The organism is Streptomyces sp. NPDC086080 (genome assembly GCF_044540255.1).
In the GTDB taxonomy this organism is placed as follows: domain Bacteria; phylum Actinomycetota; class Actinomycetes; order Streptomycetales; family Streptomycetaceae; genus Streptomyces.
The window spans coordinates 98,246-123,637 of sequence record NZ_JBITRU010000024.1 but is presented as its reverse complement, the minus strand read 5'-3'; the positions used below and the strand labels follow the sequence as shown (position 1 = coordinate 123,637).

Sequence of the window (25,392 nt, the reverse complement as noted above, 5' to 3'; positions counted from 1 at the left end):
CCGTGCACGGCCCTGGTGATCGACCCCCACGGAGCTAATGGTGCCATCCCGCCGAACGGCCGGAACATGGGTGTCGTCACGGATGGACAAGGATCGGCGGAATGGGGAGGATTCCCGCGGAAGCCGTGTTTGCGCAGCTGGAAGCCCCCTCGGGGCGGCCTCGGCGCGAACCGACGCGTACGCTGCGTCCTGTGCGGGTACTCGAACGCGCGCTTGGACGGGAGTAAGACGTGGATGACACGGTGATCGTTGGAGTGGACGGCTCGCCGTCCAGCCTTGCCGCGGTGGACGTCGCGGCCGACGAGGCGCGGCTGCGCGGCGCACGGCTGCGGCTCGTGCACGCCTTCAGCCGCCCGGCCGATCTGGACCCGATGATCAACGGCGCGCTGGCGCAGGCCGAGCAGCGTGCCCGTGAGCGTACGCCGGGTCTTGAGATCGACCGGACCGTGGCGTCCGGCGAGACGCTCACGGTGCTGCGGAGCGAGGCACGGCACGCGGTGCTGACGGTGGTCGGCGAGCGGGGCCGTACCGGCTTCGGGGGTCTGCTGGTGGGTTCGACCGTCGTGCAGCTGGCGGCGCACGGGCACGGTCCGCTGATGGTGGTCCGCGGCCGGGAGAATCCGGGGGGACCCGTCCTTCTCGCCGTGGACGGCTCGCCGGCCGGCCAGGAGGCCGCGTCGTTCGCCTTCGCCGAGGCCGCGCTGCGCGGGGCCCCACTGGTCGCGATGCATGTGTGGAACACCTGGAGCGAGCCGACACCGTACGAGGAAGCGGCTGATCCGTTGAGCGTGGTGGTGGACCTCGACCGGCTCGTGGCACAGCACCAGCGGCTGCTGGAGGAAGCCGTCGCGCCGTCGCGGACCGCACATCCGGAGGTCGCGGTGGAGCTGCGCCTGGAGCGGGCCCGGGTACGTCACGCGCTGCTGGACGCGACCCGGGAGGCCCAGCTGGTGGTGGCCGGGGCCCGGGGGCACGGCGGTTTCACCGGAATGCTGCTCGGTTCGGTCAGCCAGGCGCTGCTCCACCACGCCGACTGTCCGGTCGTCGTGGTCCGCGCCTGACATGGGTGACGTGCGCGTCAGCCGGGGAAGCTGAGCCGCACCCGGCGGTCGGGGTTGTCCCGGTTGGTGTCCACCAACCCCCGTCAGGACAAGCCCAGGCTGACCGGGTGCCGCGGCGCTCAGCCAACCCGTGATCGTCTCTGATTCATGACGGACAGCCGGTCGGGCCGCGAGGCAGCCCCTACGCACCGATGCACGTCACATCTGCGAGACACGCACCGTGAACGCGTCGGCCGAGCGAAGAAACGTTGCCGAGGAGTCAGCAAGCGCGGCCTGCTGCCACAGGTCAAACCTGCTCAGTCCCGGGACCTGCGCAGCCACGACGGAGACGTCAGCTTGAGTGAACCGTTCCGACTGGTCGTTCGCGCTGTTCGCCGTACCTATCCAGTACCTGAGCGGCGAGCGTCGTCCAGGACGTCACGCAGTGCCCAGTAGGCAGGTTTCGCCTCGTACGTCACGTCCCAGGGAAGAGCGTTTCCCGGACTCGGGGGATAGTGTCGCAGGTCAGCCGTGGAGCCGTACTTGTCGGTGAAACCCCAGGTCGAGAACGAGGTGCAGTTGGGTTCTTCGCCGCAGACGGCGAGTTTCCCCGCCAACTGGCGGGCCTGAATGTCCTCTTCGTCCTCGTCGACGAGGACGTCCGCCTCCGAGACCCGGGCCTTCAGGCCGAGCCCGGCCAAGGCCCGGACCTTCCGGCGGAAGACCTCGGGGTCGGTACGGTCGCCGACGGCGTATTCGTGGTCCTGGAAACCGACGCCATCGATCGGAACGCCCCGCTCCTTCAGCCGGATCAGCAGCGCGTAGAGGGCATCCCAGCGTGGGCCGTCCTCCTCCACCCCGTACTCGTTGAGGTACAGCACCGCGTGCGGGTCGGCCTCGCGGGCCGCACGGAAGGCGATGTCGATGTACTGCTCACCCATCGCTTCGAACCACAACTGTGGCCGCACGCCCCTGTTGCCGTTGGAGTAGTCCTCGTCCTCGTCGGACATGGGCTCGTTCACCACGTCCCATTCCGCCACCTTCCCCCGGAAGTGGCCCGCTACCGCGCGTATGTGTTCCACCATGACGCGCCTGCGCTGCTCGTGGGGCATCTCGGCACGCAACCATGCAGGCAGGGCTTCGAACCAGACGAGGGTGTGGCCGTGCACCTTCATCCTGTTGGCCTCGGCGAAGTCCACCAGGGTATCGCCTTCCGCGAACGCGAACACGCCGCGTCGAGGCTGGACGAACTGCGGCTTGAAGTCGTTTTCCGGCGTAAGCATGGAGAACTCCTCACCCGCCGTCCGGCGGTAGGCGCTGTCAGTCAGCAAGGGGCCCGCGGCGAGGGCGGTTCCCATACGGATCGGGCGTGGAAGAACCGCGGCCAGATCACGCATCGCATCGCTGGACCGGGGCACTCGCAGGTCAGGCGCGTCCACGACGGACATTCGGCCCCGGCCCAGTGACCGCGCGTGGAGATCGCTGAGGGTCCAGCCCTTCCCGCGAGTTCCCGCATCCGCGCCGAACCAGATGCGGCCACCGCCGAAGACGTCCCGCGCGGGAACAGTTCCCACGACCCTACCGTCGGCCTCCAGCACAAGCCTGTTCGCGCGGACTTCGACGGCGAGGCGGACTTCGAGCCCCAGGCCGCCCCCGAAGGTCCGGGTCATCGCGGGTCTGTCGGAGTCCCCGTCCCAGCGGTCGATCCGGAGCCTCTCGCCGACCACGCCGATGCGCACGCCGCGCCGTTCGTAGCGCCATTCGTCGTAGATGACCGGGGTCTCACCGTACAGATGCAGGTAGGCATCCGTGTCGTCCGTGCGCCGCAGGCCGGCTTCGATCCGGACATCCCCTCGGAACACCATGTGGGGACCTCTCAGGTTCACCGGTGGGTTCGGCTGTCCGCCGGTACCGTCCTGGCGTGTGATGCGCCGGTCGAGGGGTGTGACCCGTATCCCTGCGCCCGTGGGCTTCCCGCCGGCGAAATGAGCCCAGTCCCGGCCGTTCAGGAGGTCCTCCACAGGTCCCCGCACGGGTGCGGAGGTGCCGGCACAGTCCCCCGAGACACCAGCGACCAAGGCACACACCACCGCGATGACAGCGCTCTTTCGAAACCGCATGAACAGCAGCGCTCCGTAACCTCGGTCCGTCTTCCGACGGCATCGCCGCCCTCAGCCACACCGCCGCCGAGCACCGTCCTCCCCAGCCGCGGCAAGAACGGTGCGCAACCGATCGCGCCGCCCCCCGCTATGACTGATCGCGATTGTCTCAGGTGCGAGTGGGGGGACCGTCGGCGGAGGACCGTTCTGTCGGCGACGGACGAAAACTGACCGCTGAACGGCGGCGACGTGCGGCCCGGTCAGGGCAAAGGCACGGCCCTCGACTTCGCACATGGTGAGCTGCTCCCAAGTGGCTGCCACCGTCCGGTCCGGTGGAGTTCCAGGGTTGCGGCGAGGCGGATGACGGCGGTGTGCCAGTGAGAAGTGGCGGGGGCCGGGCCGTGGGTGCGGAGGGTGGTTGTCACGGCGGAGACCTTGTCCGCGGTGGTGTGGAAGCCGGTTCGGTGCAGGAGGGCGGCTGCTGACTCGAGGATGTCGTGGTCGGTGGCAGTCAGGTTCTTCAGGCCGTGGTGGGCGGCCTCGGCGAGGGCGGCGAGGGCCTGTTCCAGGGCGGTGGTGAGGGGGTTGTCCGGGGGGTGCGGGGCGACGGGGAGGGTGGTGTCGCCGTCGCCGGGGGCGAGGTCGGGGACGAGGACGCCGCGGGAGGTGCGGACGGCGAGAGGGGCGAGGAGGACCCTGCCCCGGTCATGGCGGAGGGCACCGCTGATCCGGTCCGCGGTGCCGGAGGCGAGGGCGTCGGCCAGGGCGTCCAGGGTGCCGGGGCAGTGGGGGTTGTGCTCGGCGCTCAGCAGGGCCTCGTTGCCGGCCGGGTCGTGAAGGACGGCTTCGAGGCGCTGTGCGGCCGGGTCGTAGCGCACGGGTCCGGCCTCGGCGACGGCGAGGACGCGCATGGACTCGGCCTCCACTCGAGGGCGGACGAGGCGGGGAGGGAGGGTACCGGGGGCGGGGAACTGCGCGGCGAGGTCGGTGACCAGCAGCCCGGGTGGCAGGTCGTCCCAGGCGACGCCGACGGGGGTGACGGACGTGGTGGCGATCCGGCCGCGGGAGATCTCCACGGCGCGGCAGGCTGTGCGGGAGGTGGCCTCGCTGACCACGTTGGCGGCGGCAAGGGTGCGCAGGTTCGTGCCGAGGATCCTTCGGGAGCCGAGGTCGTGGCCGGTGGGCGCCTGATCATCGGGCAGCTCCCAGCGTTTGTGCAGCACGAGGACGATGCCGGCATCGGGGTGGGCGAAGAAGACGTCGGCGGTGCGGTCGCGGGCGGAGCCGTTGACGTGGCAGCCGAGGGCGACGAGGCGGACTCGGCGCAAGGCTGTGCGAGCCGTCTCGGCAGTGCCGAGGACGGCTGCGGGGTCGGTGGGGGCGGCGCGGTGGCGGGCGTGGAGTTCGGCGAGGAGCAGGGCGTGGGTCTCGCGGTCGTGGCGGGCGCCGCGGACGGCGTGCTCGGCGAGCTGGTGGCGTATCCCCTCGAGGGCCGCGGCGGGCCAGTGGCGGCCGGCGGCCATGAGGGCGGCGCCGGCACGGCGGAGGGTTCCGTCCAGGACGGGGCCGGCCTGGGGGACGCCTTCGACGAGGAGTTCGTCGACGAGGTCCATGGCTGCGCGGTGGGCGCCGTCGCCGTCGTCCCGGCTTGATTCCTTTCCTCCGACGGTGACGCGGTCGCTGCCCTCGGTGTCGGCGGCTCGGAAGGCCCAGACGGCAAGTACGACCATCGCGCCGCGCAGCGGCTCGGCGGCGTCGGTGACGGCGAAGCCGGGGCGGTGGGGTACGGGGAAGCGGACGGTGCAGGCGGGGAGTTCGACGGCGGGAACGGGGTCGGCGGGGGTGGGGCGGTGCAGGACGGCCCGGTAGCCGCGGTCGCGGGTGCGACGGGCTGCGGTGAGGGCGGGACGGCCGAAGGCCTCGGCGAGGGCGGTGTCGTCGATGCTTCCGGGGGACCAGTCGGTGAAGGGCGGCGGGATGTCCGACGCGGTCGCGGTGCGCTGGTAGGCGAGGACGAGGCCGATGCGGTGGCGGCAGACTCCGTGGGCCTCGCAGCTGCAGCGGGAGTCCTGCAGGGTGGCGCCGGGCGGCAGTCGGGTCTCGGTACCGTCAGGAAAGCGGCCGTACACGGTGTGGTCGCCGGTGACGTCCAGGTCGGGGCCTGCTCCGGCGTCGAGGTCCTTGGCGGCGCGTTTGACCAGGCCGCGGTTGGCGAGGGCGGCGAGGGTGTCGGGGGTGAGGGCGAGCAGGTCGGTGCGGGTCATGCCGTCCGTCCTCCGTGGGCCATTCTGTCGGCGACGAATTCGGCCAGGTGGCCGGGGGTCATGGCGCCGATGTGTGCGCCGGCCTCGGCGAGGCGGCCGGCCAGGTCGCGGTCGTAGGAGGGGGCGGCCTCCTCGTCGAGGGCGGCGAGGCCGAGGACGGTGACGCCCTGTCCGGTCAGGTCGCGGACGGTACGGGTCAGGCGGTGGGCGTCGCCGCCCTCGTAGAAGTCGGTGATCAGGGCGACGATCGTGCGGCGCGGGTTGTCGACGAGGCCGGCGGAGTAGTCGACGGCGCGGGCGATGTCGGTGCCACCGCCGAGCTGGACCTTCATCAAGAGTTCGACGGGGTCGGTGACGTCGGAGGTGAGGTCGACGACCTGCGTGTCGAAAGCAACCACATGGGTGCGCAGTCCGGGCAGGCCCCATAGGCAGGCCGCCGTGACGGCGGAGTGGATCACGGATCCGGCCATGGAGCCGGACTGGTCGACGAGGAGGATCAGCTGCCACTGCTCGATGTGGCGGCGGGTGCGGGAGTGGAAGTGCGGCCGCTCGATGAGGATACGGCGGTCCTCGGGCCGGTAGTGGGCGAGGTTGGCGCGGATCGTGGCCCTGAAGTCGAAGTTCCGGGCGCGGGGGGTTCGGCTGGGTCGGCGGGAGCGGGCTCCGGTGAGGGCGCGCCGGATCTCCGGCCTCAGCCGCTCGGTCAGGTCACGCACGACGGCTTCGACGATGCGCCGGGCGGCGGCCAGAATCTGCGGGTTCATCAGGTGTTTGGTGCGCAGCACGGCCCGCAGCAGGCTGGTGCTGGGTTCTACGCGGAGAAGAACGTCGGGATCGGTGACGATCTCGTCGATGCCGTAGGTCTCCACGGCGTCGCGTTCGAGACGTTCGACCGTCTCCCGGGGGAAGAGACGGTGGATGTCGTCGAGCCAGTCGACGACGGCGAGCGTGGAGGGGCCGTCGCCGCCCTCCCGGCCGTCGGCGGTGCCGCGGCGTTCACCACGGCGGGCGAGGTCGTCGTCGCGGCCGTAGAGCCACTGGAGGGCGGTGTCGCGGACGGCGTCCGGGCCGTCGAGGCCGCCGGTGCGGCGTTCGGCGGGGGCGCCGAGGATCAGCCGCCAGCGTTCCAGTCCTGCGCGGGGGTCGTCGGGGGTCATCGGGGTGCTCCGAGGGCGTGCCGGTCGAGCAGGAGGTCGGTGTGTTCCTCGAGGGCCGCGGCGCGGGCGAGGAGCAGCGGGTCGGCGGTGGTGCGCAGCAGGGTGCGGGCGGAGCCGTGCAGGTTCCGGCGGTCGAGGAGGAGTTGTGCGACGCGTTCGCGTTCACGGGGCGGGAAGAAGGCGAAGGCCTGCCGCAGGGCGGGCAGGGCGTGGAGGAAGACGTCGTCGGTCATGGTGGTGACGACGCCGTCCAGGGTGTCGAGCAGGGACTGTTCGCCCTCCGGGGCGGGCCGCAGGATCTCTTCGCGGGCGAGGGCGAGCAGGCCGGCCAGCCAGTCGCCGAGGGCGGCGGGGTCGGCCGCGACGGCGAACGCTTCGGCCTCGCCGGCGGGTTCGGCCAGGGCTCCGAGGGCGCGGCGCAGGCCCAGGGCGGCGCCGCGCAGGTCGGCGGGGGCGTGCCGGTCGCGGGCGATGCGGGCGGCGGTTGCGGCGGCGGTTTCCGGGGTGAGACCAAGGGCGGGTGCGGCGTGGAGGAGGGCGTCGCGGGCGGCGGTCAGGGCGCGCAGGCGGGGGACGTCGACGCCGGGCGGGCCGCCGTGGAGGCCCTCCACCAGGTGGAAGAGCCGGTGGACGGCGTGGTCGAGGACGGTGCCGAGCAGCGGGTCACGGGCGGTACCGAAGACGCGGTCATGGCGCCAGAGGCCCAGGACCACGGCGAGGGCCCGCCCGAGGGGGCCGGGGTCGGCGGCGGTACGGATCCGGTGGGCGAGGCCGTCCAGGAGGTCGTTGGAGAGGGTTCCGGCTCCGCAGAGGACGGCGTCGAAGAGGAGGGCGGCGGTGGTACCGGCGTCGGCGGCTGTGCCGGTGTCGCGGAGGCGGCGGGCGAGGAGCGCCGTGGCGGCCTCGTCGGGGCGGGCTCCGTAGGCGCCGGCCTCGGTCAGTGCGGCGTCGCGGCCGGTGCGGGGGCAAGGTTCCCAGGTTTCGTGGTCGCGGGGGTCGGCTCCGTGGTCGGGGCCGGTGCGGCGGGTGTGGCCGGGGATGCCGAGGATGCGCAACTGGTGGAGGAAGCGGCTGCGTTCGAGCCCTCGGGGGTCGGTGAGGTCGAGGTCGAGGGTGCGGCCGCCGTCAAGGCCGAGGCGGATCTCCTCGGCGGTCACGTGGTGGACCAGGGGTGGCAGCGGGGTGTCGGGGTGGAGGCGGCCGGTGCGGTCGCCGGTGCAGGCGAGGACCATTTCGATGACGGCGGGGTGGGCGCCGGGTCTCAGGGGGCCGTCGGTGTTCCAGGGCAGCGGCTGGTCGAGGTCGTCGGTGATCAGTGCGGCGGCGAGGCCGTCCAGGACGTCGACGCGGGCGGGGCGGGGGTGTCCGCGGAGGGCGGCGAGGCCTTCGGTGAGGGTGTGGGCGGAGATCAGGGCGGCGGTGGAGGCGGGGAGGCGGCGGGCGCGGAGCCGTTCCACGACGGTGCGATGGAGGCTTTTCGCGGCCGCGTCGGGGCCTTCGTCCCACAGGTACTGGTAGTAGCCGGGGGACGGCATGCCGGACTGGTAGCCGGCGAAGGCGTCCATCTGGCGGAAGGAGTAGGGCACCAGGAAGCTGCCGCCCGCAGCCCCGTCGGGCGGGACGGGCACCGGGGGCCATGCGTCGGGTTCGGCGCCCGGAGACGTGCCGGGGGCGGCGGTGAGGGTGCGCAGGGCGGGCTGGTGGAAGCCGCCGGTCACCACCAGGACCGGCCGGCTGCCGGCGTGTGCGACCGCGGCACGGACCCAGGAGGCCATGTACTGCTCGCGGGCACGGTCCCCGTCATCGGCCTCGGTGTCGCCGCGCACCAGGGCGAAGTAGGCGTCCAGGCGGTCCTGCAGGCCGTCCGGATCGGCGATCTCGAAGAGGTGGTCCCACAGGGCGTCCACGGTATCGACCCGGTAACGGGCGCGGAGCCGTTCGGTGGCGCGGCTGTAGCGGGCCTCGGCGTCGGCGTAGCGGTTGGCTGCGCCGTCGGGGCGGTCGGTGAAAGCGCGGTGCCAGGCGGGCAGGTCGATGAACCGGACCTCGGCGCCCGCGGTACGGCCCTCGGTGAGTGCCACCCATTCCGGGGAGTACGCGCACAGCGGGGCCCAGGAAGTGGCGACCCGTTCGGTGCCACGGTAGTGGCTGAAGACGGCGATGGGCAGTTCGTGTCCGAGGAGCAGTTCGCCGATCCGGTCGTTCATGTCGGCGGGGCCCTCGACCAGGACGTATGCCGGGCGCAGTGCGCGGATCGTGCGGCGAACGAGGCCGGCGCAGGCCGGTGAGTGGTGGCGCACCCCCAGGAAGGTGACGCGGGCGGTGCTCACCGTTGGTCCAGCAGGTGCCGGGCCTCGTGGAGGGCCTGCCACTGGGGGCCTCGGCGCAGGCGGGCCTGCTGTTCGAGGAAGCGGCGCAGGCGGGCGAGGTCCTCAGGGCTGTCCTTGGCGGCGGTGCCGGCGAGACAGGAGACGACGTCGGCGGCGTTGCCGGCCTCGCCGCGCAGGAACCAGCCGCGCAGGCCGACGGCGTGGGCCATGGAGACGGCTTCGGCGGTGCTCATCACTGCGGAGGGCCGGTCGCCCTGGCCGGGTGCGCCGCGCAGTTCGCGGAAGGTACCGACCAGTACCTCGAGGACGTCCCGGTCGGGTGCCCGCTCGACTCCGGACTCGCGGAGCAGGGCCGTGGACTCGGTTTCGACGAGGGCGAGTTCGGTGTCGAGATCGGGTATCGGGAAGACAGTCTCGAAGTTGAAACGGCGTTTGAGTGCGGCGCTCATCTCATTGACGCCGCGGTCGCGGGTGTTGGCGGTGGCGATGACGTTGAAGCCCTGGCGGGCGAAGACCATGCCGTCGTCGCCGTCGAGTTCGGGGACGGCGACGACGCGTTCGGAGAGCAGGGAGAGCAGGCAGTCCTGGACCTCGAGGGGGCAGCGGGTGATCTCCTCGAAGCGGACGATGCGTCCCTCGGCCATGCCGCGGAGCATGGGGGCGGGCACCAGGGAGCGGCGGGAGGGGCCTTCGGAGACCAGCAGGGCATAGTTCCAGGAGTACTTGATCTGGTCCTCGGTGGTGGCCGCGCCGCCCTGCACAGTGAGCGTGGAGGTGCCGCTGACGGCTGCCGCGATGAGCTCGGAGAGCAGTGACTTGGCAGTGCCGGGTTCGCCGACGAGCATCAGACCCCGGTTGGTGGCCAGGGTCACCAGGGCCCGTTCGACGAGCGAGGGGCTGCCGACGAACTTGCGGCTGATGCCGGCGTCGGGGTCTCCGACCACGAAGCGGAGGGAGGCACGGAGGCTGAGCTGCCAGCCGGGCGGCCGCGGGTCGGTGTCCCCGGCACGCAGCTCGGCGAGTTCGTCGGCATGGCGCACTTCTGCGGGCGGGCGCTGCAGGCGGGGCGGGGGCAGGTCGCTCACTGTGGTCATGGCGGGGCTCACTTGGCGGTGATGTCGGTCAGGTCGGCGAGGATCTCGGAGGCGATGACGGGGTCGATCTCGCCGAGGCGGTGCGGGTACGTGTGGTTGCGCCAGTAGTCACCGGGGGCGGTGTCGATCCATATGGTCTCGAGGGTCTGATCGGGAAACACGTCGACCATGCCGACGGCGATGCCGTCGTCGAGGGCGATGACGAGGTGGCGGTCGCGGGCGATCGGGCGGGAGAACCAGCGTTCCACGCCGTTGTCCTCGGGCGTGCCGCGTTCCCAGCCGCGCTTGGTGAGGCCGAGGAGTTTGCCGACGGGGACGGTGACGCCCTCGAAGCGGGTCAGCCGGTGGCCGGTGGCCTCCGCGTCGGTGAAGGCGTGCACGGGGCGCCCGAGCTGCGGGAAGGGCTGGAGGATCTCGTAGTCGGCGAAGAGGTCGGCCCAGGCCTCGAGTTCGTCTCCCAGATGGAGGGGGTGGGCGAGGCGCACGGTGGCGTCGGCGGGAAGGGTCCATGCGTCGTCGTGGACATCGGCGAGGGTGAGGTCCTCGGCGACACGGAACGCGGTCACCATGCCGTCGCCGTCGCCGAGCCAGACCAGGCGGCGCGCCAAGTGGCGCAGAAGGGGGTGTTCGACGAGCAGTTCGCGGAACTCGGCGGCGGTCCAGGAGCGGCCGGTGACCATGGCGGCCTCCAGACGGCGCAGTTGGTCGGAGGCAATGGTTCGGACCTCCTTCTTGAGGGCGGCGAACCGCTTGCGCTCGGCGGGGGCGAGTTCCGGGTCGTCCTTGACACCCGGGGCCGGCAGGGCCTTGCGGAGCTTGCCGGTCTCGTCGCGGACACAGGGGCGGAGCTGTTCGTCGAAGGTGACGGTGAAGCGGCGCGGGCCGTAGTCGATGACGGTGCTGCCGTCGTCGGCGAGGCCGAGGTCGGGGACCAGCCGGTCGGCGAGCTGGTCGGTGGTGAGGCCGAGTCCTTCGGCGACCTCGTCGATCTTCTCCCGGGCTCGCTTCTTGAGTGCCTTGAACGGCACACGCTGGGAGATGCCGTGCAGATGGCGCAGGGCGGTGTCGGTGCCGATCGCAGCGAGGACGGTGAGGCCCTCGACGGCCCGGTGATGGGCGTTCTCACCGGGCCAGGCACGCACGAGGGGAGTGAGACGGCGGACGGTCTCGTCGTCGCCGAGGAAGCCGAGGGCGTGGAGGGCCCAGCTGTCCTTGGCCGGCATGCCGTGGAACCGCCACGTCTCGAAGAGGGCCCAGGCGAACTCGGCGAGGGAGCCGGCGTCGCAGTGCTCGGTGACGGTGGCGAGGCCGGGGTAGACGTCACCGGGTTTGGCGATCTGCAGCATGGTCGTCACGTGGCGGACGGCGTCGGCGGGCAGGGCGCCGCGGCCGCCGGTGAGCCGGATCTGCGGGAACAGGGCGGGGTCGGCCCAGGTGCAGGGGGACGGCATCCTCGCCGGGAGGGCGGCCTCCAGCGGATCGCCGGCGAGGAGGTCGGCGACGATCTCCTCGGCCTCGGCGCCGCAGCCGGCGGCGATCTCCCGCACGGCCTCGGCGCCCACCTCCGCGGCGAGTTGCCGCAGGGCGTGTTCGGCGTGGGTGCGGGGCATGCCCGCCGGGCCGACGGCGTCGGGAACGAGGAAGGCGGCCGCGGCCCGGCCGTGGCGGCGGAGCCAGGCAAGAACCGTGGGCCTCAGCGACTGGCGGCGCACCAGCCACTCGGCCATCTGCCGGGCCACCTCGACGCTGCGGTAGGGCAGCAGCAGGCCGCAGGCGGTGGCCGGGTAGCGGGCGGCGAGCCGGCTCAGCGTCGGCAGGGCGTGCAGGCCGTGGCGGGCGGCGACGGGCCTGAGGTAGCTCTCGGTGTCCCAGACGTGCGCGGGTGCGAAGGCGTCGAGCAGGGGGCGTACGACGTCCTCGGGGCCGGTGACGAAGAGGCGGGCGGCTCGGATGTCGCCCCGCCACGTCCCCTGCTGCATCTGCCGGATCTCGCGGGACCAGTCGTGCTCACGCCACCAGGGGGTTTCGGCGACGGCGGTGGCCGCCCAGGCCTCCTGCTCCCCGGGCTTCCAGGCCATCTCGGCCTGCGGCGCCCCGGGGACGTCGCGGGCCACACGGGCCTTGCGGCTGGTGCGTTTCCGGGTCCACGGCGGGGCGGCCAGCAGGGCGGGGAGCGTCTCAGCAGGCGCCTCCGTGTCCCGTTCGCCTCGCTTCAGCAGCGGGGCGACGACGGCTGCGGACGCCTCGGGCAGGGCGGGCAACGTCTCCTTCGTGAGCTCCGGGTGGGTCACCACGTGCAGGGGCAGCAGCATCCGGGAGAGGGACGCCTGTTCGCTGTCGCCCGCCGCGGCGGCGGAGAGCAGCCGCAGGGCCCGCCGGGGGTAGCGGTTCATGGCGTTGAGCAGGGCGGGGCGGACATTGCGGTCGCCGCCCTTCTTCAGCAGCAGGCGGAAGGAGTCGTCGGTGGGCAGTTCGGCGGCCCAGCCCGCGACGTCCCGGTGTCCGTCGGATCCGTAGGCTCCGTCGAACGCGTCCTCCAGCAGGGACCCGACGTCGGGACCGAGCCGGTTCGCGAGGGTGGCGAGCAGTGGGAGGTTCCAGCCGTTCCAGCCGAGTCGTGCTCCTTCGCCGATGCGGGCGATCTGCTCCGGCCGGTACAGAGAGAGGAGGAGCATGCGCCGCAGGACGGGGTCGTTCGGTATCGGGCCGTCGCAGCACTCGTCGACCCAGGCATGCTCCTCGGGCACCAGGTAGGAGACCACGATGCGGCGCTCGGCGCTGTCCCGGAGGCCGGCGAGGGCCTCGACGGCCCGCCGTCGGGTCTCCTCGTCGACCCCCGCGAGCAGGTCCCGGATACGGGCGGCGGTCTCCCGCACGTAGTAGGTCTGGTAACCGGTCGTCCTCCGCAGCGCCGCATCGTACCGTCGGGAACCTGCCTGCATGTAATGGGGGTTGACGCATCCCAGCTCCACGACGGCACGAGCGGCGAACGGCAGGCCGTGTTCGCTCACGCAGGCGTCGACGAGCACGTCCACCATCGCGTAGTGCCAGCCGACGGCGATCTGCACGGCGGCTCCGAGCGGAGAGGGACTGCCCTCCCGGTGGGCCCGGCCCTCCTTCACCAGCTCCGGGTCGCTGCCGGAGGAGGAGAACATCTCCTCGAACCAGGCCGCCTCCTGCGCGTAGCGGCCAGCGGCCTTCTGCACCGCGTCCTCGGCCGGCTTCGCGGCGGCCCGGAGCGCGGGCAGGGCCCGCAGCCAGGTGGCCGGCATCTCGAACCGGTCCTCGTCGGCACGTTCCTGGTGCATGGCGCTGTTCCTCCCCGTCACCCGTTGCACGGGGACCTCATGAGCAGTTGTCGATCACGTTAGACCTCGGCACTGACAACGGTCGGGCCCGTGCACGCCTGGCGGCGGCACATCCGCATCGCAGGCTCCCCTGGCCCTCACGATCAACTTTCTTGTGCTGCTCGCGCTTTCGACCTGCGTCAGGTGTACGGGGCGCCGTTTTCCCGCAGATCGCCTCCTGCACCGATCGCTGCACCGGCGAGGTGCTGTGCGACTGGAAGGCCAACGGGGCTCCGGCACGGCTGTACGAGGCACGTCCACGGGCCGACGACAGGTGGGCCGCCGATGTGCCTTCATCGGCGAGGATGAAGCCCGCCGGCCAGGGGACGGGGCCGGGGCCGGAGCGGTCGGAAGTTCACGTAAGGGCGTGCGGCACCTCGTGGGACGCCAGTCTCCGTACCCGGAGGAGTTCCGAAGGGACGCCGTCGCGCTGTATCGCGCGGGCGGCGGCAAGCGCACGTACGCGGCCGTGGCCGCCGAGCTCGGGATCACCGGGGAGGCACTGCGCACATGGGTCCGCAAGGACACCGGGGCGAACGTGTCGGGCGTCCGGGACGGGAGCGGCCCGGAAAGTCAGGCCGATGAGTCGGCCCGGCTGCGGGCCGAGAAGGCCAGGATCCTGCGCCGGGCGGCCGCCTGTGGTCGCGTCCCGCGAGGTGGTGTAAGCGATCAGGCGCTTCGCCCTCCGGTACCCGGCTCGCGATGATCTCCACGTCGGCGCGGCACGTGAAGTGGCCCGGTCAGGCGCCGGGAGTGCCCCAGCCGGTCGACGTACCCGGCGTGACCTGCGAGTCCGGTCCGTTGATCGGCTACACCACCCGGCGGGACGCCATCCCGCCTGTTTCGCCAGGGAGGCGAAGTGAGGACCCGCCGCCGGGACTTCAGCTCCGACCACCGCGCCGACTTCGGCGTCAAGCGGCTGTGCCAGGTCCTGGGGGTCACCCGTCGTCACACGAGGCAGGGGAGAAGTCGTTGGGTACCAAGAACTTCCGGCACCCGGTGATCAGCCACGTGAGTCCCTCATTCCGCGCCGACACGTGGAGGTGGTGCGGAACCTCCGGGCCATTGGGCCGCCTTCCGTCAACCGACGCGGTGGATGGGCGGGCATTGCCATCGCGCGTCGATGACCTCGGGGCGCGGGAGGTACATGCGCAGCGCGACGAACCAGATGCCCTGCTGCGGCGTGGGCAGCCAGTTGGCCTCCCGCTCCGGCCCTGGCGAGTCCGGCTGCAGATAGAGGGTCAAAGCCCCGTCATCGTCTGTGCCCAACCCTCCGGTGCGGTCTCCGACGGAGTACCGGTCGATCGGATTCGGGATCAGGTTTCGGTCCTCGTCGTAGGCGGTCAGCGACCAGAACGCGTCGACCGGGGGCAGCGTCCCCGCGTCGAAGCGCAGCTCGTAGCGGCCGGTGGTCAGCGTCTCGCCGGCGTCGTCGGTGAAGGCCGTCAGATAGAACGCTTCCTCGGGATCGTTGACGGCGATGCCTACCAGGGACTGCTCCGCGGCCCGCCTGAGAAAGTCGTCCCCGTAATGCCCGACCTCCCCGGGAGGGTAGCGCCAGCCATTGACCAGATCGGCCCACTGGCCGCTGAACAGCTGCTGTTCGAGCATGGGCGAAGCGGTGGCGGCGGCCCGGATCAGGCCCTCCTTCACCGGCTCCGGCTGTGCCTCGACGTCCAGCCCCGGGCCGATGCCGATCTCGGCGAACTGCCGGAGCAGGACATCGTGGTGCTTCGGCGGAGGGTTCTCGGCCAGCGCCGCGTTGAGTGTCTTCCACGGACCGAGCGGATCCTCGGCGGGGTCGACCGGTACCGGTACGTCGCGGCGTTCCGGGACCGTGGCGTCCTCCTTGCCGAACAGGTGGAGCGGCGTCAGCCGGTACTGCTGCTGCAGCGCGTGGACGGCCGGGAGGTCCTCATCGCCCTCGACGAGGGTTCGCCCGACTATCAGGACCCACGGGGTGGGGGCGGGCGCCGTGCGGCGTACGCCCTCCGGAAGGTCCCCGCTCCAGCCCGGGCCGATGAGGGCGAAGTCACCGGCCTGCGATCCGGTTGCCCGCATGCCCACGTAGTCGTAGTTGTCGGAGGTGAAAGCGACCAGTTCGAAGGTGAAGTAGCGGGCGTCCATGTCCGGGTGCGAGAGGATGAGGGGCTCCTCGCGCAGGTCCACCCATGCCCAGGAATACAGCGTGTCGATGTTGGGTGACACGCCCTCCCGATCCGAGACGTCCCAGAGTTTGCGTGCATGCCAGAAGTGGTTGACGGCCATGTAGGGCGTCGTTTCCGTCTCGGGCTTCTGGGTCACCCACCGGTGGCGGAGCTCTGCGTTGTAGATGTAGGGGAAGCCGTAGATGAAGGCCTGCTCCCCCAACGTGTACGCGTACTCGCGGCGCCAGTCGTCCACCCGGCCGGTCAGCGCCGGCTTCACCGAGTGCCATGCCACGGGCAGGGCCCGCGTCACCTTCCTGGCACGGTCGATGGTGTCCCCCGGGTGACGTACGGCCGCCGCGGTGGCCTTTCCGGTTGCGGCCGCCACTTGGCCGATGCCGGCTGCCGCCACGGCGAGATCGTGGCGCAGACCTCGCCCGGGGTGGTTACTTTTGGCTGAGGATGCCATCACCGCGTCCTCTCCTGAGGCTGAACGGCACAGCGTGCAGCCACCACGCGAACTGGGGAAACCGGCGACCGTCGACGACGCGTCCCGCCTCCTCCCGGTCCGCCGCGCGGCGGCATTCTGCGCCCTGCTTCGTGGGGTTACCGGGCCGGTGTTCGAACAAGCACCTACTCTTCGAGTAGATCACCGCCTCCACACCCCGGCAAATGGGGCTCGTAGGTCACGACGGCCCCGATCCGTCACTCAGCGTGTTCACGGGTCGGTCGCGTGGTGTGAAGGCGATCCGGGCGGAGGGTCACGTGCCGGGGGTGCCGGGACAACGAGCGCGCGGGCCGACCCCGGACGCGAGCCGCGTGCAGCCCGACCATTCGCCCCGCTCGCCGCGCCCGCGACGCGAACGAGCCCGCGGCGACGGCCACCGCGGACGGGTCACGCACCAGCGCCAGATCCACCAGCGACACGCCGTCCTGGGACGAAGAGGACGGGCACGGCGCACCCCTGCCTGCGGCTTCATCGTCACCGCATGCAGTCGGCACCCTCGTCACGCGAGGAACGACAACCGCACCTGGCGGCGGGGGTTGTCCTTGTTCGTGTCGACCAGGCACACCGACTGCCAGGTGCCCAGCTCCAGTTGTCCGTTCACCACCGGCAGCGTCGCGTGGGGCGGCACGAAGGCGGGCAGGACGTGGTCGCGGCCGTGGCCGGGGGTGCCGTGCCGGTGCTGCCAGCGGTCGTCCGCGGGCAGCAGGGTGTGCAGGGCGGACAGGAGGTCGTCGTCGCTGCCGGCGCCGGTCTCGATGACGGCGATCCCGGCCGTGGCGTGCGGCACGAAGATGTTCAGCAGGCCGTCGCGGCCGGCCGCCGCCTCCCGCAGGAAGGCCGCGCAGTCGCCGGTGAGGTCCACGACCCGCTCGTCGGAGCCGGTGGCGATGTTCAGGACTCGGGTGGTGAAGGCATCGGACATCCCCCCATCCTGACCGACGCGGCGGGCTTCGCGCGCGAAGGCCCGGGAAGATCCGCGGCCTCGGCACTGTTGGTGGAACCGTGAACACGGTGCGCGAGGTCGAGGTGGTCGTCACAGGCGCCGGTCAGGCCGGTCTGTCGAGCGCCTATCACCTGCGGCGGACCGGCTTCGAGCCGGACCGCGACTTCGTGGTGCTGGACCACTCCCCCGGCCCCGGCGGCGCCTGGCAGTCCAGGTGGCCCTCACTGACGTACGGCACGGTGCACGGGATGCACGCGCTGCCCGGCATGGAACTCGTCGGCGCCGATCCGGCGCGGGCCTCCTCCGAGGTGATCAGCGAGTACTTCGACCGCTACGAGCGGACGTTCGACCTGCGGGTACGGCGACCGGTGGACGTGCGGGCGGTACGTGAGGGGCCCGGCGGGCGGCTGCGGGTGGAGACCTCGGACGGCGACTGGACGACACGGGCGCTGATCAACGCCACCGGTACCTGGGACCGGCCCTTCTGGCCTCGCTACCCGGGTCAGGAGACGTTTTGGGGACGGCAGTTGCACACCGCGCGATACCCGGGGCCGGAGGCGTTCGCCGGGCAGCGGGTGGTCGTGGTGGGGGGTGGTGCCTCGGGCACCCAGCACCTGCTGGAGATCGCCCCGTTCGCGGCGGCCACGACGTGGGTGACCCGGCGGCCCCCGGTCTTCCGTGAGGGCCCCTTCGACGCGGAGGCCGGGCGGGCGGCGGTGGCTCTGGTCGAGGAGCGGGTGCGCCAGGGACTGCCGCCGCGCAGTGTGGTCTCCGTGACGGGGCTGCCGCTCAACGACGCGATCCGCCGGGGCATCGCGGACGGCGTGCTCGACCGGCAGCCGATGTTCGAGCGGATCACGCCGGACGGTGTGGAGTGGGGCGACGGGCGACGGGTGGCGGCCGACGTCATCCTGTGGGCCACCGGATTCCGGCCCGCCGTCGATCATCTCGCGCCGCTGCGACTGCGGGAGCCCGGAGGCGGGGTCCGGATCGAGGGCACGCGGGCGGCCGCCGACCCGCGCGTCCACCTGGTCGGTTACGGCCCCTCGGCGAGCACCGTCGGGGCCAACCGGGCGGGACGCGCGGCGGTACGGGACATCAGGCGGCTGCTGGCACGGGAGGAGCCGGTCGCGGCGTGACGGGCGGGGTCGCGCGGCTCACTTCCTCGCCGCTTCGTCCGCCTTCTTCCGCTCGGCGTCGGACTCCGCCACATTGCGCTCGTGCTCCGCGAAGTCGGCGGTGAAGCGGGTGTCGCCCGGCTTGACCGTCACGAAGTAGAGCCAGTCACCCGGAGTCGGGCTGATGGCGGCGCGCACGGCGTCCTCGCCGGGGTTGTCGATGGGAGTCGGCGGCAGTCCCATGCGCTGGTAGGAGTTGTAGGGGCTGTCGATCTCGGTGTCGGCCTGCGTCGTGCGCGGTGTCGAGCGGTTCAGGGCGTAGGTGACGGTCGAATCCATCTGGAGCGGCATTCCGCGCTCCAGCCGGTTGAAGATCACCCGGGCCACCTTGCCCATGTCGGCCTTGGTGGCGGCCTCGGCCTGGACGATGCTCGCGACGGTGACCGCCTGATAGACGTTCATCGCGTTGCGCTGCGCGCCGGCGGCGATCGGGGCCCCGTTGAACTTCTTGTTGGCCGTGTCGACCATCCGCGCCAGCAGTTTCTGCGGGGTCGGCTTGTCCTGAAGCGGATAGGTGGCCGGGAAGAGATAGCCCTCGGGATTGCCCTCGGCCTCGTTCGGCAGCTTCAGCTCCGCCTTGGCGAGGGACTTCTTCGTCGAGCCCGGCGGCAGATCGAGGGTCTTGTCGATGGCGGTGTACACCTGGCTCGCCCGCCAGCCCTCAGGGACGATCAGGGCCGTGGGGCGGGGCTCGTCGTCGGCGTTCATCAGCAGCAGCGGCACCGCCACGGCGGTGCCGGCCACGACGGCCCCGAGCGCGGCGAGGGCGAGACGGCCCCGGCGCGTCAGTCGGATCGTGCTCCGTGACGGAGTGTTCGTCTGCATGCGGGCACGGTAACCCGCATATCGTCATAAACCCGGCATATCTTCATCTTGTCGGCTCCAGTCGGGCGTCTCTGCGCACCAGCGCCGCATAGCGCCCGTCCCGCTCGAGCAGCTCTTCATGAGTGCCGCGCTCGACCGCCCGGCCGGAGTCGAGGACCACGATCTGGTCGGCGCCTCGAACGGTGGACAGCCGGTGGGCGATGGTGATCGTGGTGCGGTTGGCCGACAGCGCGTCGATGGCCTGCTGGACGGCGGCCTCGGTACGGGTGTCCAGGGCGCTGGTGGCCTCGTCGAGCACCAGGACCGGCGGATCGCGCAGGATGGTGCGGGCGATCGCCAGGCGCTGCTTCTCGCCTCCGGAGAACCGGTGACCGCGCTCGCCGACCACCGTGTCGTACCCCTCGGGCAGTGCGGCGATGTGGTCGTGGATCTGGGCGGCCCCGGCCGCCGCACGCAGTTCCTCGTCGGTGGCGTCGGGCTTGGCGAACCGCAGGTTGTCCGCGATCGAGGCGTGGAAGAGGTAGGTCTCCTGGGAGACGACACCGACCGCGCGGGCCAGCGTGTCGAAGTCGAGGTCGCGCACGTCGACCCCGTCGAGAGTGACCCGGCCGCCCGTGACGTCGTACAGCCGCGGCACCAGATGACCGAGCGAGGACTTGCCGGCGCCGGTCGGGCCGACGACGGCGAGAGCGCCTCCCGGCGGGACGGTGATGTCGATGTCGTCGAGCACGGGCCCGCTCGTGTCGTCGTAGGCGAAGGTGACGTTCTCGAAGCGGACCTCGCCCTTGATCCGGTCCAGACGCACCGGGTCCTCGCGCTCGGTGATGTCCACGGGGAGGTCCAGATACTCGAAGATGCGCTGGAAGAGCGCGAGCGAGGTCTGGATCTGGACCCCGGTGGACAGCAGGCTCACGGCCGGCCGGAACAGGCCCTGCTGGAGCGAGACGAAGGCGACGATCGTGCCGATGGAGACCTCAGGACCGCCCGTCCGCATGGCGATGCCGGCCGTCCAGTAGATGACGGCCGGCATCGCGGCCATCACGATCGTGATGACGGCCATCCGCCAGCGGCCGGCCATGTTCGACCGGACCTCCAGGTCGACCAGTCGCTCGGACTCGTCCGAGAAGGCGCGGGTCAGTGAGTCGGAGCGGCCCATGGTGCGACCGAGCAGGATGCCACTGACCGAGAGGGACTCGGTGACCGTGGCGGCCATCACCGCCATCTGCTTCTGGCGCTGGGTGGTGATCTTCTTGCGTTCGTTGCCGACACGGCGGCTGATCCAGACGAAGACCGGCAGCAGCACCAGCGACACGACGGTCAGCCGCCAGTCGAGTGCGAGCATCGCGACGACGGTGGCGACCACGCTGGTGAGATTGGAGACCAGGGAGGTCGCCGTGGAGGTCACGGTGGCCTGCATACCGCCGATGTCGTTGGCGATGCGGGACTGGACCTCACCGGTGCGGGTGCGGGTGAAGAACGCGAGCGACATGCGCTGGAGCCGCCCGTAGACGGCGGTGCGCAGGTCGTGCATGACGCGCTGGCCGACGGTCGTCGAGATCAGGGTCTGCAGTACGCCGAAGACGCTGGTGAGGACCGCACTGAGGATCATGCCCAGCGCGAGCAGGCTGAGCAGCCCGGTGCGGCCTTCGGGGAGGGCGACGTCGAGGATCGCCTTCAGCAGGAATGGGGTGGCGACCGAGACCAGCGAGGCGGCGCCGACCAGCAGGCCGACGATCGCCAGGCGGCCCCGGTAGGGGTGGAAGAGCCGCAGGATGCGCCGCACCTGCCGGGGCCGCTCGGCACCGGCCGGCGGGGTCCAGCCGGTTTCGTGGTCGGGGTGCATGGTCTCCTTCGGGACGGACGCCCGGAGGACGTGCCCCCGGTCGGGTGGAACCCAGCTCATTGTTACCTGGATTCATAATGAACGTCATCCTGATAATGTTCCCGCATGACCGCCCCCGATCCCGACGGCCTGCTGGCCGAGCAGTTGCTTCGGCTCACCCGCCGGGTGCACCGCATCCAGAAGCGGCATCTGGAGCGGCGTGAACTCGGAGTCACCCCTGCCCAGTCCCGGCTGCTGCGCACCCTCGCGCACTACGGTTCACCGCCGCGCATGACCGATCTGGCCGAACGGCTCGAGGTGGTCCCGCGGGCCGTCACCGCACTGGTCGACGGGCTGGAGGCGAACGGCAAGGTGCGACGGGTGCCGGATCCGGCCAACCGGCGCGTGATCCGGATCGAGCTCACCGACGACGGGCGCGCGGCACTGCGGGAACTGCGGGTGGCACGCCGGTCCGCGGCGGAGGAGATCCTGGCCCCGCTCGACGGGGAACAGCGCGAGGCACTGGGCCGGCTGCTGGACACCCTGATCGACGGGAAGACCGCCCCTCCGTGCGGCGAGACGTCCCTCTGATGCCCGTCGGGTGACGGCCCGGCCGGCCGGGCCGCCGCCGGTTCTGTGCGGTGGCGCGGAAAACCGTTTGCCTCCCCGTCCCTGACGGCGTCAACCTGTCACGGTTTGCTGCGCGCCGTCCACGGACGGCGCGCGGGCGTGCCGGGAGACCCCTCACGGCACCGTTCCACCCCTCCGTCACCCCTCCCCCCTTCCGCCGCATCCTGATCCGAGCCGCTGGGACGTCATGCAGATCCAAGACCTTCCGTATCCCGACCCGGGTGCACCCGACGCGCGCTCGGGTCCCCGATTCCTGTGGTGGCTCTTCCGCAACCAGCTGTCCGGACAGCTCAGGTCGCTGGCCTGGGGCCTGTTGCACTTCATCTCCGTCGCCTCACTGCCGTTCTGTGTCGGTGCCGCCGTCCAGGCCGCGGTCGACCGCTCCGGCGGCCGGCTCGCGATGGCAGGGGGTCTGATGGCGCTGGCCTGCGCCGGCAACGCGGTCGGCGACACCTTCCTGCACCGGGCCGCCGTCACCAACTGGATCACCGCCGCCGCCCGGGTGCAGCAGCTGCTCGGCCGCAAGGCCGCGACGCTGGGATCAGCACTGACCCGCCGGGTCGCCGCCGGTGAGGTGGTGGCCGTGTCCACCGGTGACGTCGAGAAGATCGGCTGGTTCGTCGAGGCACTGTCGCGGTTCACCGCGGCGGCGGTCACGATCGTGCTGGTCTGCGCCGGTCTGGTGATCTACCAGCCGGCACTCGGGGTCGTCGTCGCCGTGGGACTGCCCGTGCTGGCGATCGCGGTACTGCCGTTGCTGCCCCGCGCCACACGGCGGGCGGACGTCCAGCGGGAGAAGGCGGGGCGGGCCACCGAACTCGCCTCCGACACCGTCGCCGGGCTGCGCGTGCTGCGCGGCATCGGCGGCGAGGACCTCTTCCTTGACCGCTACCGCCGCGCCTCCCAGGAGGTACGGCACGCCGCCGTACGCAGTGCCCGGATGTGGTCGCTGATCGCCGCGATCCAGGTGCTGCTGCCGGGTCTGCTGCTGATCACGGTCGTCTGGTACGGCGTCCGTCTGGCCCGCGAGGGCCGGATCACCGTCGGTGAACTGGTCACCGTCTACAGCTCGGTCATGCTGCTCACCTATCCGATCCGGCACTTCGAGGAGATCGCGATGGCGTACTCCTTCTCGCGCCCGTCGGCCAGGCGGGCCGCGCACGTGCTGTCGCTGGAACGGGCCACGGACTCCGGGGGATCACGTGCCGCCGGGGCTCCGGCGGGTGACCTGTACGACCCGGCGACCGGGCTGCTCGCCCCCGCGGGCCGGCTCACCGCCGTGGTCTGCGGGGATCCCGACGCGGCGGGACGGCTGGCCGAACGGCTCGGCGGGCACGCCTCGCAGCAGGGCACCCCGGTGCTGCTCGGTGGCGTACCCCTGGACGAACTGCCCCTGGACTCCGCCCGCGAGGCCGTGCTCGTGCAGGACAAGGATCCGGTGCTGCTGTCCGGCACGCTGCGCGAACTGCTCGACGTGCCCGCCTCCGGTGCGGTCGGCCCGCGCGAGGCGCTGGACGCCGCGCAGTGCGGGGACGTGCTGGCGGCGCTGGTGCAGGGCTCACTCGGCTCCGACGACCCCATGGACGCCCGGATCACCGAGCGCGGTCGGTCCCTGTCGGGCGGACAGCGCCAGCGGCTCGCACTGGCCCGGTCCCTGGTCACGGACCCGGAGGTCCTGGTCCTGGACGAACCGACCTCGGCCGTCGACTCGCACACCGAGGCGCGGATCGCCCAGGGCCTGCGCGGCCTGCGGGCGGGGCGCACCACCGTGGTGTTCACCTCGTCCCCGCTGCTGCTGGACCGCGCCGACCAGGTGGTGTTCCTGCACGGCGACACGGTCGCGGTGGTCGGCGGCCATCGCGAACTGGTGCGCGGCGAACCCCGGTACCGGGCCGTGGTGACGCGCGAGACCGAGGACGAGGCCGCGCCGGCCGGGGCCCGGGTCCGTCGCGACGAGGGGCTTCTGCCCGACGACGGAGTACTGCCCGACGACGGGGTACTGCGGCGACTGGAAGAGATCGAGGAGACGGCATGATCGGCGTGGCTGCCCCGGCCTACGACCCGGCGGCCCCGACCGCGGCCGCCACCCTGCCCGTGGGCGCGCCCGCCACCGTGCGCGCCTATGTCGCGGAACTGCTGCGCCGGCACCGGCGGGCCTTCCTGCTGCTGATCACCGTGAACACGGTCGCCGTGGTCGCCTCCATGGTGGGTCCGTATCTGCTGGGCGGACTGGTGGAGGGGGTCTCGGACCCCGGGCGGGAGCTGCGTGTGGGGCTCACCGCGGGGATTTTCGTGCTCGCGCTCGCGGTCCAGGCGGCGTTCGTCCGGCAGGTCCGGCTGCGCGGGGCGATGCTCGGTGAACGGATGCTGGCAGATCTGCGCGAGGACTTCCTGGTGCGGTCGGTCGGACTGCCGCCGGGCGTGCTGGAGCGGGCCGGTACGGGTGATCTGCTGTCCCGGATCACGACCGACATCGACCGGCTGGGCAACGCGATGCGCGAGGCCGTGCCGCAGCTGGTCATCGGCGTGGTGTGGGTGGTGCTGCTGCTGGGCGGACTGGTCGTCACGGCGCCCGGGCTGGCACCTGCCGTCCTCGTTGCCGTGCCGCTGCTGGTGGCCGGCTGCCGCTGGTACTTCCGGCGGGCGCCGGCCGCGTACCGCTCGGAGGCCGCGGGGTACGCCGCCGTGGCCGCCGCGCTCGCCGAGACCGTGGACGCGGGACGGACCGTGGAGGCGCACCGCCTCGGCACGCGTCGCATCGCGCTCACCGACCAGCGGGTCAGGGAGTGGACGGCCTGGGAGCGCTACACGCTGTGGCTGCGGTCGGTGCTCTTTCCCGTCGTCAACATCACCCATGTGACCGTACTGGGCTCGGTGCTGATGATCGGCGGGGTGTTCGTCCTGCAGGGCTGGATCGGCGTCGGTCAGCTGACCACGGGCGCGCTGATCGCGCAGATGCTCGTGGACCCCGTGGGGCTCATCCTGCGGTGGTACGACGAGCTGCAGGTGGCGCAGGTGTCGCTGGCCCGGCTGGTCGGGGTCCGGGACATCGAGCCCGAGGCCGGGGACGCCGCTCTGGTCCCGGAGGGGCGCCGGGTGCACGCGGACCGGGTGCGGTTCGGCTACCAGGAGGGCGTGGACGTCCTGCGCGAGGTGTCCCTGGAGGTCGCACCCGGGACCAGGCTGGCGCTGGTCGGCCCCTCGGGAGCGGGCAAGTCCACGCTGGGCCGGCTGCTCGCCGGGATCTACGCGCCCCGGGATGGGCGGGTCACCCTGGGTGACGCCGAGCTGTCGCGGATGACCGCCGAACGGGTCCGGGCACATGTGGCCCTGGTCAACCAGGAGCACCACGTGTTCGTGGGATCCCTGCGCGACAATCTGCGGCTCGCCCGGAGAGACGCCGAGGACGCCGAGTTGTGGGCGGCGCTCGGGGCGGTCGACGCGGACGGCTGGGCGGGCGCCCTCGACGACGGTCTGGACACCGAGGTCGGCTCGGGCGGGTTCTCGCTCACCCCGGCCCAGGCCCAGCAGATCGCGCTGGCCCGGCTGGTGCTGGCCGACCCGCACACCCTGGTCCTGGACGAGGCGACCTCGCTGCTCGACCCGCGCGCGGCACGCCACCTGGAGCGCTCCCTGGCCCGGGTCCTGGACGGCCGGACGGTGGTCGCCATCGCCCACCGGCTGCACACCGCCCACGACGCGGACGTCATCGCCGTCGTGGAGAACGGCCGCATCAGTGAACTGGGCAGCCACGACGAACTCGTCGCGGCGAACGGCGCGTACGCGGCCCTGTGGCGGTCCTGGCACGGATGACCCGGCGCGGTGCCCGCCGGGCCGGGCGGCGCGGTGGGGACGACCCCGTCCTTCCCCCGGCGCCTGCCCAGCGGGCTTCGCCGGCGGCGTCGCGGGTGCGGTGGGCGGAAGGCCTCGGGGCAGCCCCGGGACGTGCTGTCAGGCGCATGCCCGCCGGCACGTACCGCGGGAAGACCGTGGGAAGGGCGTCCCCGT

Annotated in this window: 15 protein-coding genes and 1 pseudogene; 6 read left to right on the top strand and 10 right to left on the bottom strand. The window is 72.1% G+C overall.

Annotated features, from left to right (window positions below):
* Positions 1-230: 230 nt before the first annotated feature.
* Positions 231-1,061, top strand: coding sequence for a universal stress protein (locus ACIF9R_RS25920; protein ID WP_399984568.1), 831 nt, complete (start codon positions 231-233; stop codon positions 1,059-1,061).
* Positions 1,062-1,441: 380 nt separating this feature from the next.
* Here ACIF9R_RS25920 and ACIF9R_RS25915 read toward each other — a convergent pair whose 3' ends face one another.
* The 6 genes from ACIF9R_RS25915 to ACIF9R_RS25890 form a co-directional block, all read right to left on the bottom strand.
* Positions 1,442-2,905, bottom strand: a complete 1,464-nt coding sequence (locus ACIF9R_RS25915; RefSeq protein ID WP_399984566.1) for an endo-1,4-beta-xylanase — start codon at positions 2,903-2,905, stop codon at positions 1,442-1,444.
* A 494-nt stretch (positions 2,906-3,399) separates the two neighbouring features.
* Positions 3,400-5,403, bottom strand: coding sequence for a hypothetical protein (locus ACIF9R_RS25910; RefSeq protein ID WP_399984564.1), 2,004 nt, complete (start codon positions 5,401-5,403; stop codon positions 3,400-3,402).
* Entirely contained in the window at positions 5,400-6,560 is a 1,161-nt protein-coding gene (locus tag ACIF9R_RS25905) for a VWA domain-containing protein (protein ID WP_399984561.1), read from the bottom strand. Before ACIF9R_RS25905 ends, ACIF9R_RS25910 begins: the two co-directional genes overlap by 4 nt.
* On the bottom strand, positions 6,557-8,890 hold the full coding sequence (locus ACIF9R_RS25900; RefSeq protein WP_399984558.1) for a DUF5682 family protein: 2,334 nt from the start codon (positions 8,888-8,890) through the stop codon (positions 6,557-6,559). Before ACIF9R_RS25900 ends, ACIF9R_RS25905 begins: the two co-directional genes overlap by 4 nt.
* On the bottom strand, positions 8,887-9,984 hold the full coding sequence (locus ACIF9R_RS25895) for an AAA family ATPase (protein ID WP_399984556.1): 1,098 nt from the start codon (positions 9,982-9,984) through the stop codon (positions 8,887-8,889). Before ACIF9R_RS25895 ends, ACIF9R_RS25900 begins: the two co-directional genes overlap by 4 nt.
* An 8-nt stretch (positions 9,985-9,992) precedes the next feature.
* Positions 9,993-13,292, bottom strand: coding sequence for a DUF4132 domain-containing protein (locus tag ACIF9R_RS25890; RefSeq protein ID WP_399984553.1), 3,300 nt, complete (start codon positions 13,290-13,292; stop codon positions 9,993-9,995).
* Positions 13,293-13,710: 418 nt separating this feature from the next.
* On the opposite strand from ACIF9R_RS25890, the pseudogene ACIF9R_RS25885 reads away from it, so the two are divergent.
* Positions 13,711-13,988, top strand: a pseudogene (locus ACIF9R_RS25885) (transposase); the annotation flags it as partial.
* A 423-nt stretch (positions 13,989-14,411) separates the two neighbouring features.
* Here ACIF9R_RS25885 and ACIF9R_RS25880 read toward each other — a convergent pair.
* Both ACIF9R_RS25880 and ACIF9R_RS25875 read right to left on the bottom strand, forming a co-directional pair.
* Entirely contained in the window at positions 14,412-15,947 is a 1,536-nt protein-coding gene (locus tag ACIF9R_RS25880; RefSeq protein ID WP_399984550.1) for a DUF1254 domain-containing protein, read from the bottom strand.
* 538 nt (positions 15,948-16,485) lie between these two features.
* Positions 16,486-16,908 carry a YjbQ family protein gene (locus ACIF9R_RS25875; RefSeq protein ID WP_399984548.1) on the bottom strand — a complete coding sequence of 141 codons (423 nt, stop codon included), beginning with the start codon at positions 16,906-16,908 and terminating at the stop codon, positions 16,486-16,488.
* An 80-nt stretch (positions 16,909-16,988) separates the two neighbouring features.
* Between ACIF9R_RS25875 and ACIF9R_RS25870 the strand changes: the two genes are divergently transcribed.
* The gene (locus ACIF9R_RS25870) at positions 16,989-18,068 is read left to right on the top strand and encodes an NAD(P)-binding domain-containing protein (protein ID WP_399984546.1); all 1,080 of its coding nucleotides are present in this window, start codon (positions 16,989-16,991) and stop codon (positions 18,066-18,068) included.
* A gap of 18 nt (positions 18,069-18,086) precedes the next feature.
* Here the strand turns inward: ACIF9R_RS25870 and mltG are convergent, their stop codons facing one another.
* Together mltG and ACIF9R_RS25860 are read right to left on the bottom strand one after the other, a co-directional pair.
* Positions 18,087-18,932, bottom strand: coding sequence for an endolytic transglycosylase MltG (gene mltG, locus ACIF9R_RS25865; protein ID WP_399984543.1), 846 nt, complete (start codon positions 18,930-18,932; stop codon positions 18,087-18,089).
* A 43-nt stretch (positions 18,933-18,975) separates the two neighbouring features.
* Entirely contained in the window at positions 18,976-20,775 is a 1,800-nt protein-coding gene (locus ACIF9R_RS25860; RefSeq protein WP_399984541.1) for an ABC transporter ATP-binding protein, read from the bottom strand.
* A gap of 105 nt (positions 20,776-20,880) precedes the next feature.
* Here ACIF9R_RS25860 and ACIF9R_RS25855 point away from each other — a divergent pair, with 105 nt between their 5' ends.
* The 3 genes from ACIF9R_RS25855 (at position 20,881) to ACIF9R_RS25845 (ending at position 25,197) form a co-directional block, all read left to right on the top strand.
* Positions 20,881-21,345, top strand: a complete 465-nt coding sequence (locus ACIF9R_RS25855) for a MarR family winged helix-turn-helix transcriptional regulator (RefSeq protein ID WP_399984538.1) — start codon at positions 20,881-20,883, stop codon at positions 21,343-21,345.
* A gap of 226 nt (positions 21,346-21,571) precedes the next feature.
* The gene (locus ACIF9R_RS25850; RefSeq protein ID WP_399984535.1) at positions 21,572-23,419 is read left to right on the top strand and encodes an ABC transporter ATP-binding protein; all 1,848 of its coding nucleotides are present in this window, start codon (positions 21,572-21,574) and stop codon (positions 23,417-23,419) included.
* The gene (locus ACIF9R_RS25845) at positions 23,416-25,197 is read left to right on the top strand and encodes an ABC transporter ATP-binding protein (protein WP_399984532.1); all 1,782 of its coding nucleotides are present in this window, start codon (positions 23,416-23,418) and stop codon (positions 25,195-25,197) included. Before ACIF9R_RS25850 ends, ACIF9R_RS25845 begins: the two co-directional genes overlap by 4 nt.
* Positions 25,198-25,392 lie beyond the last annotated feature (195 nt).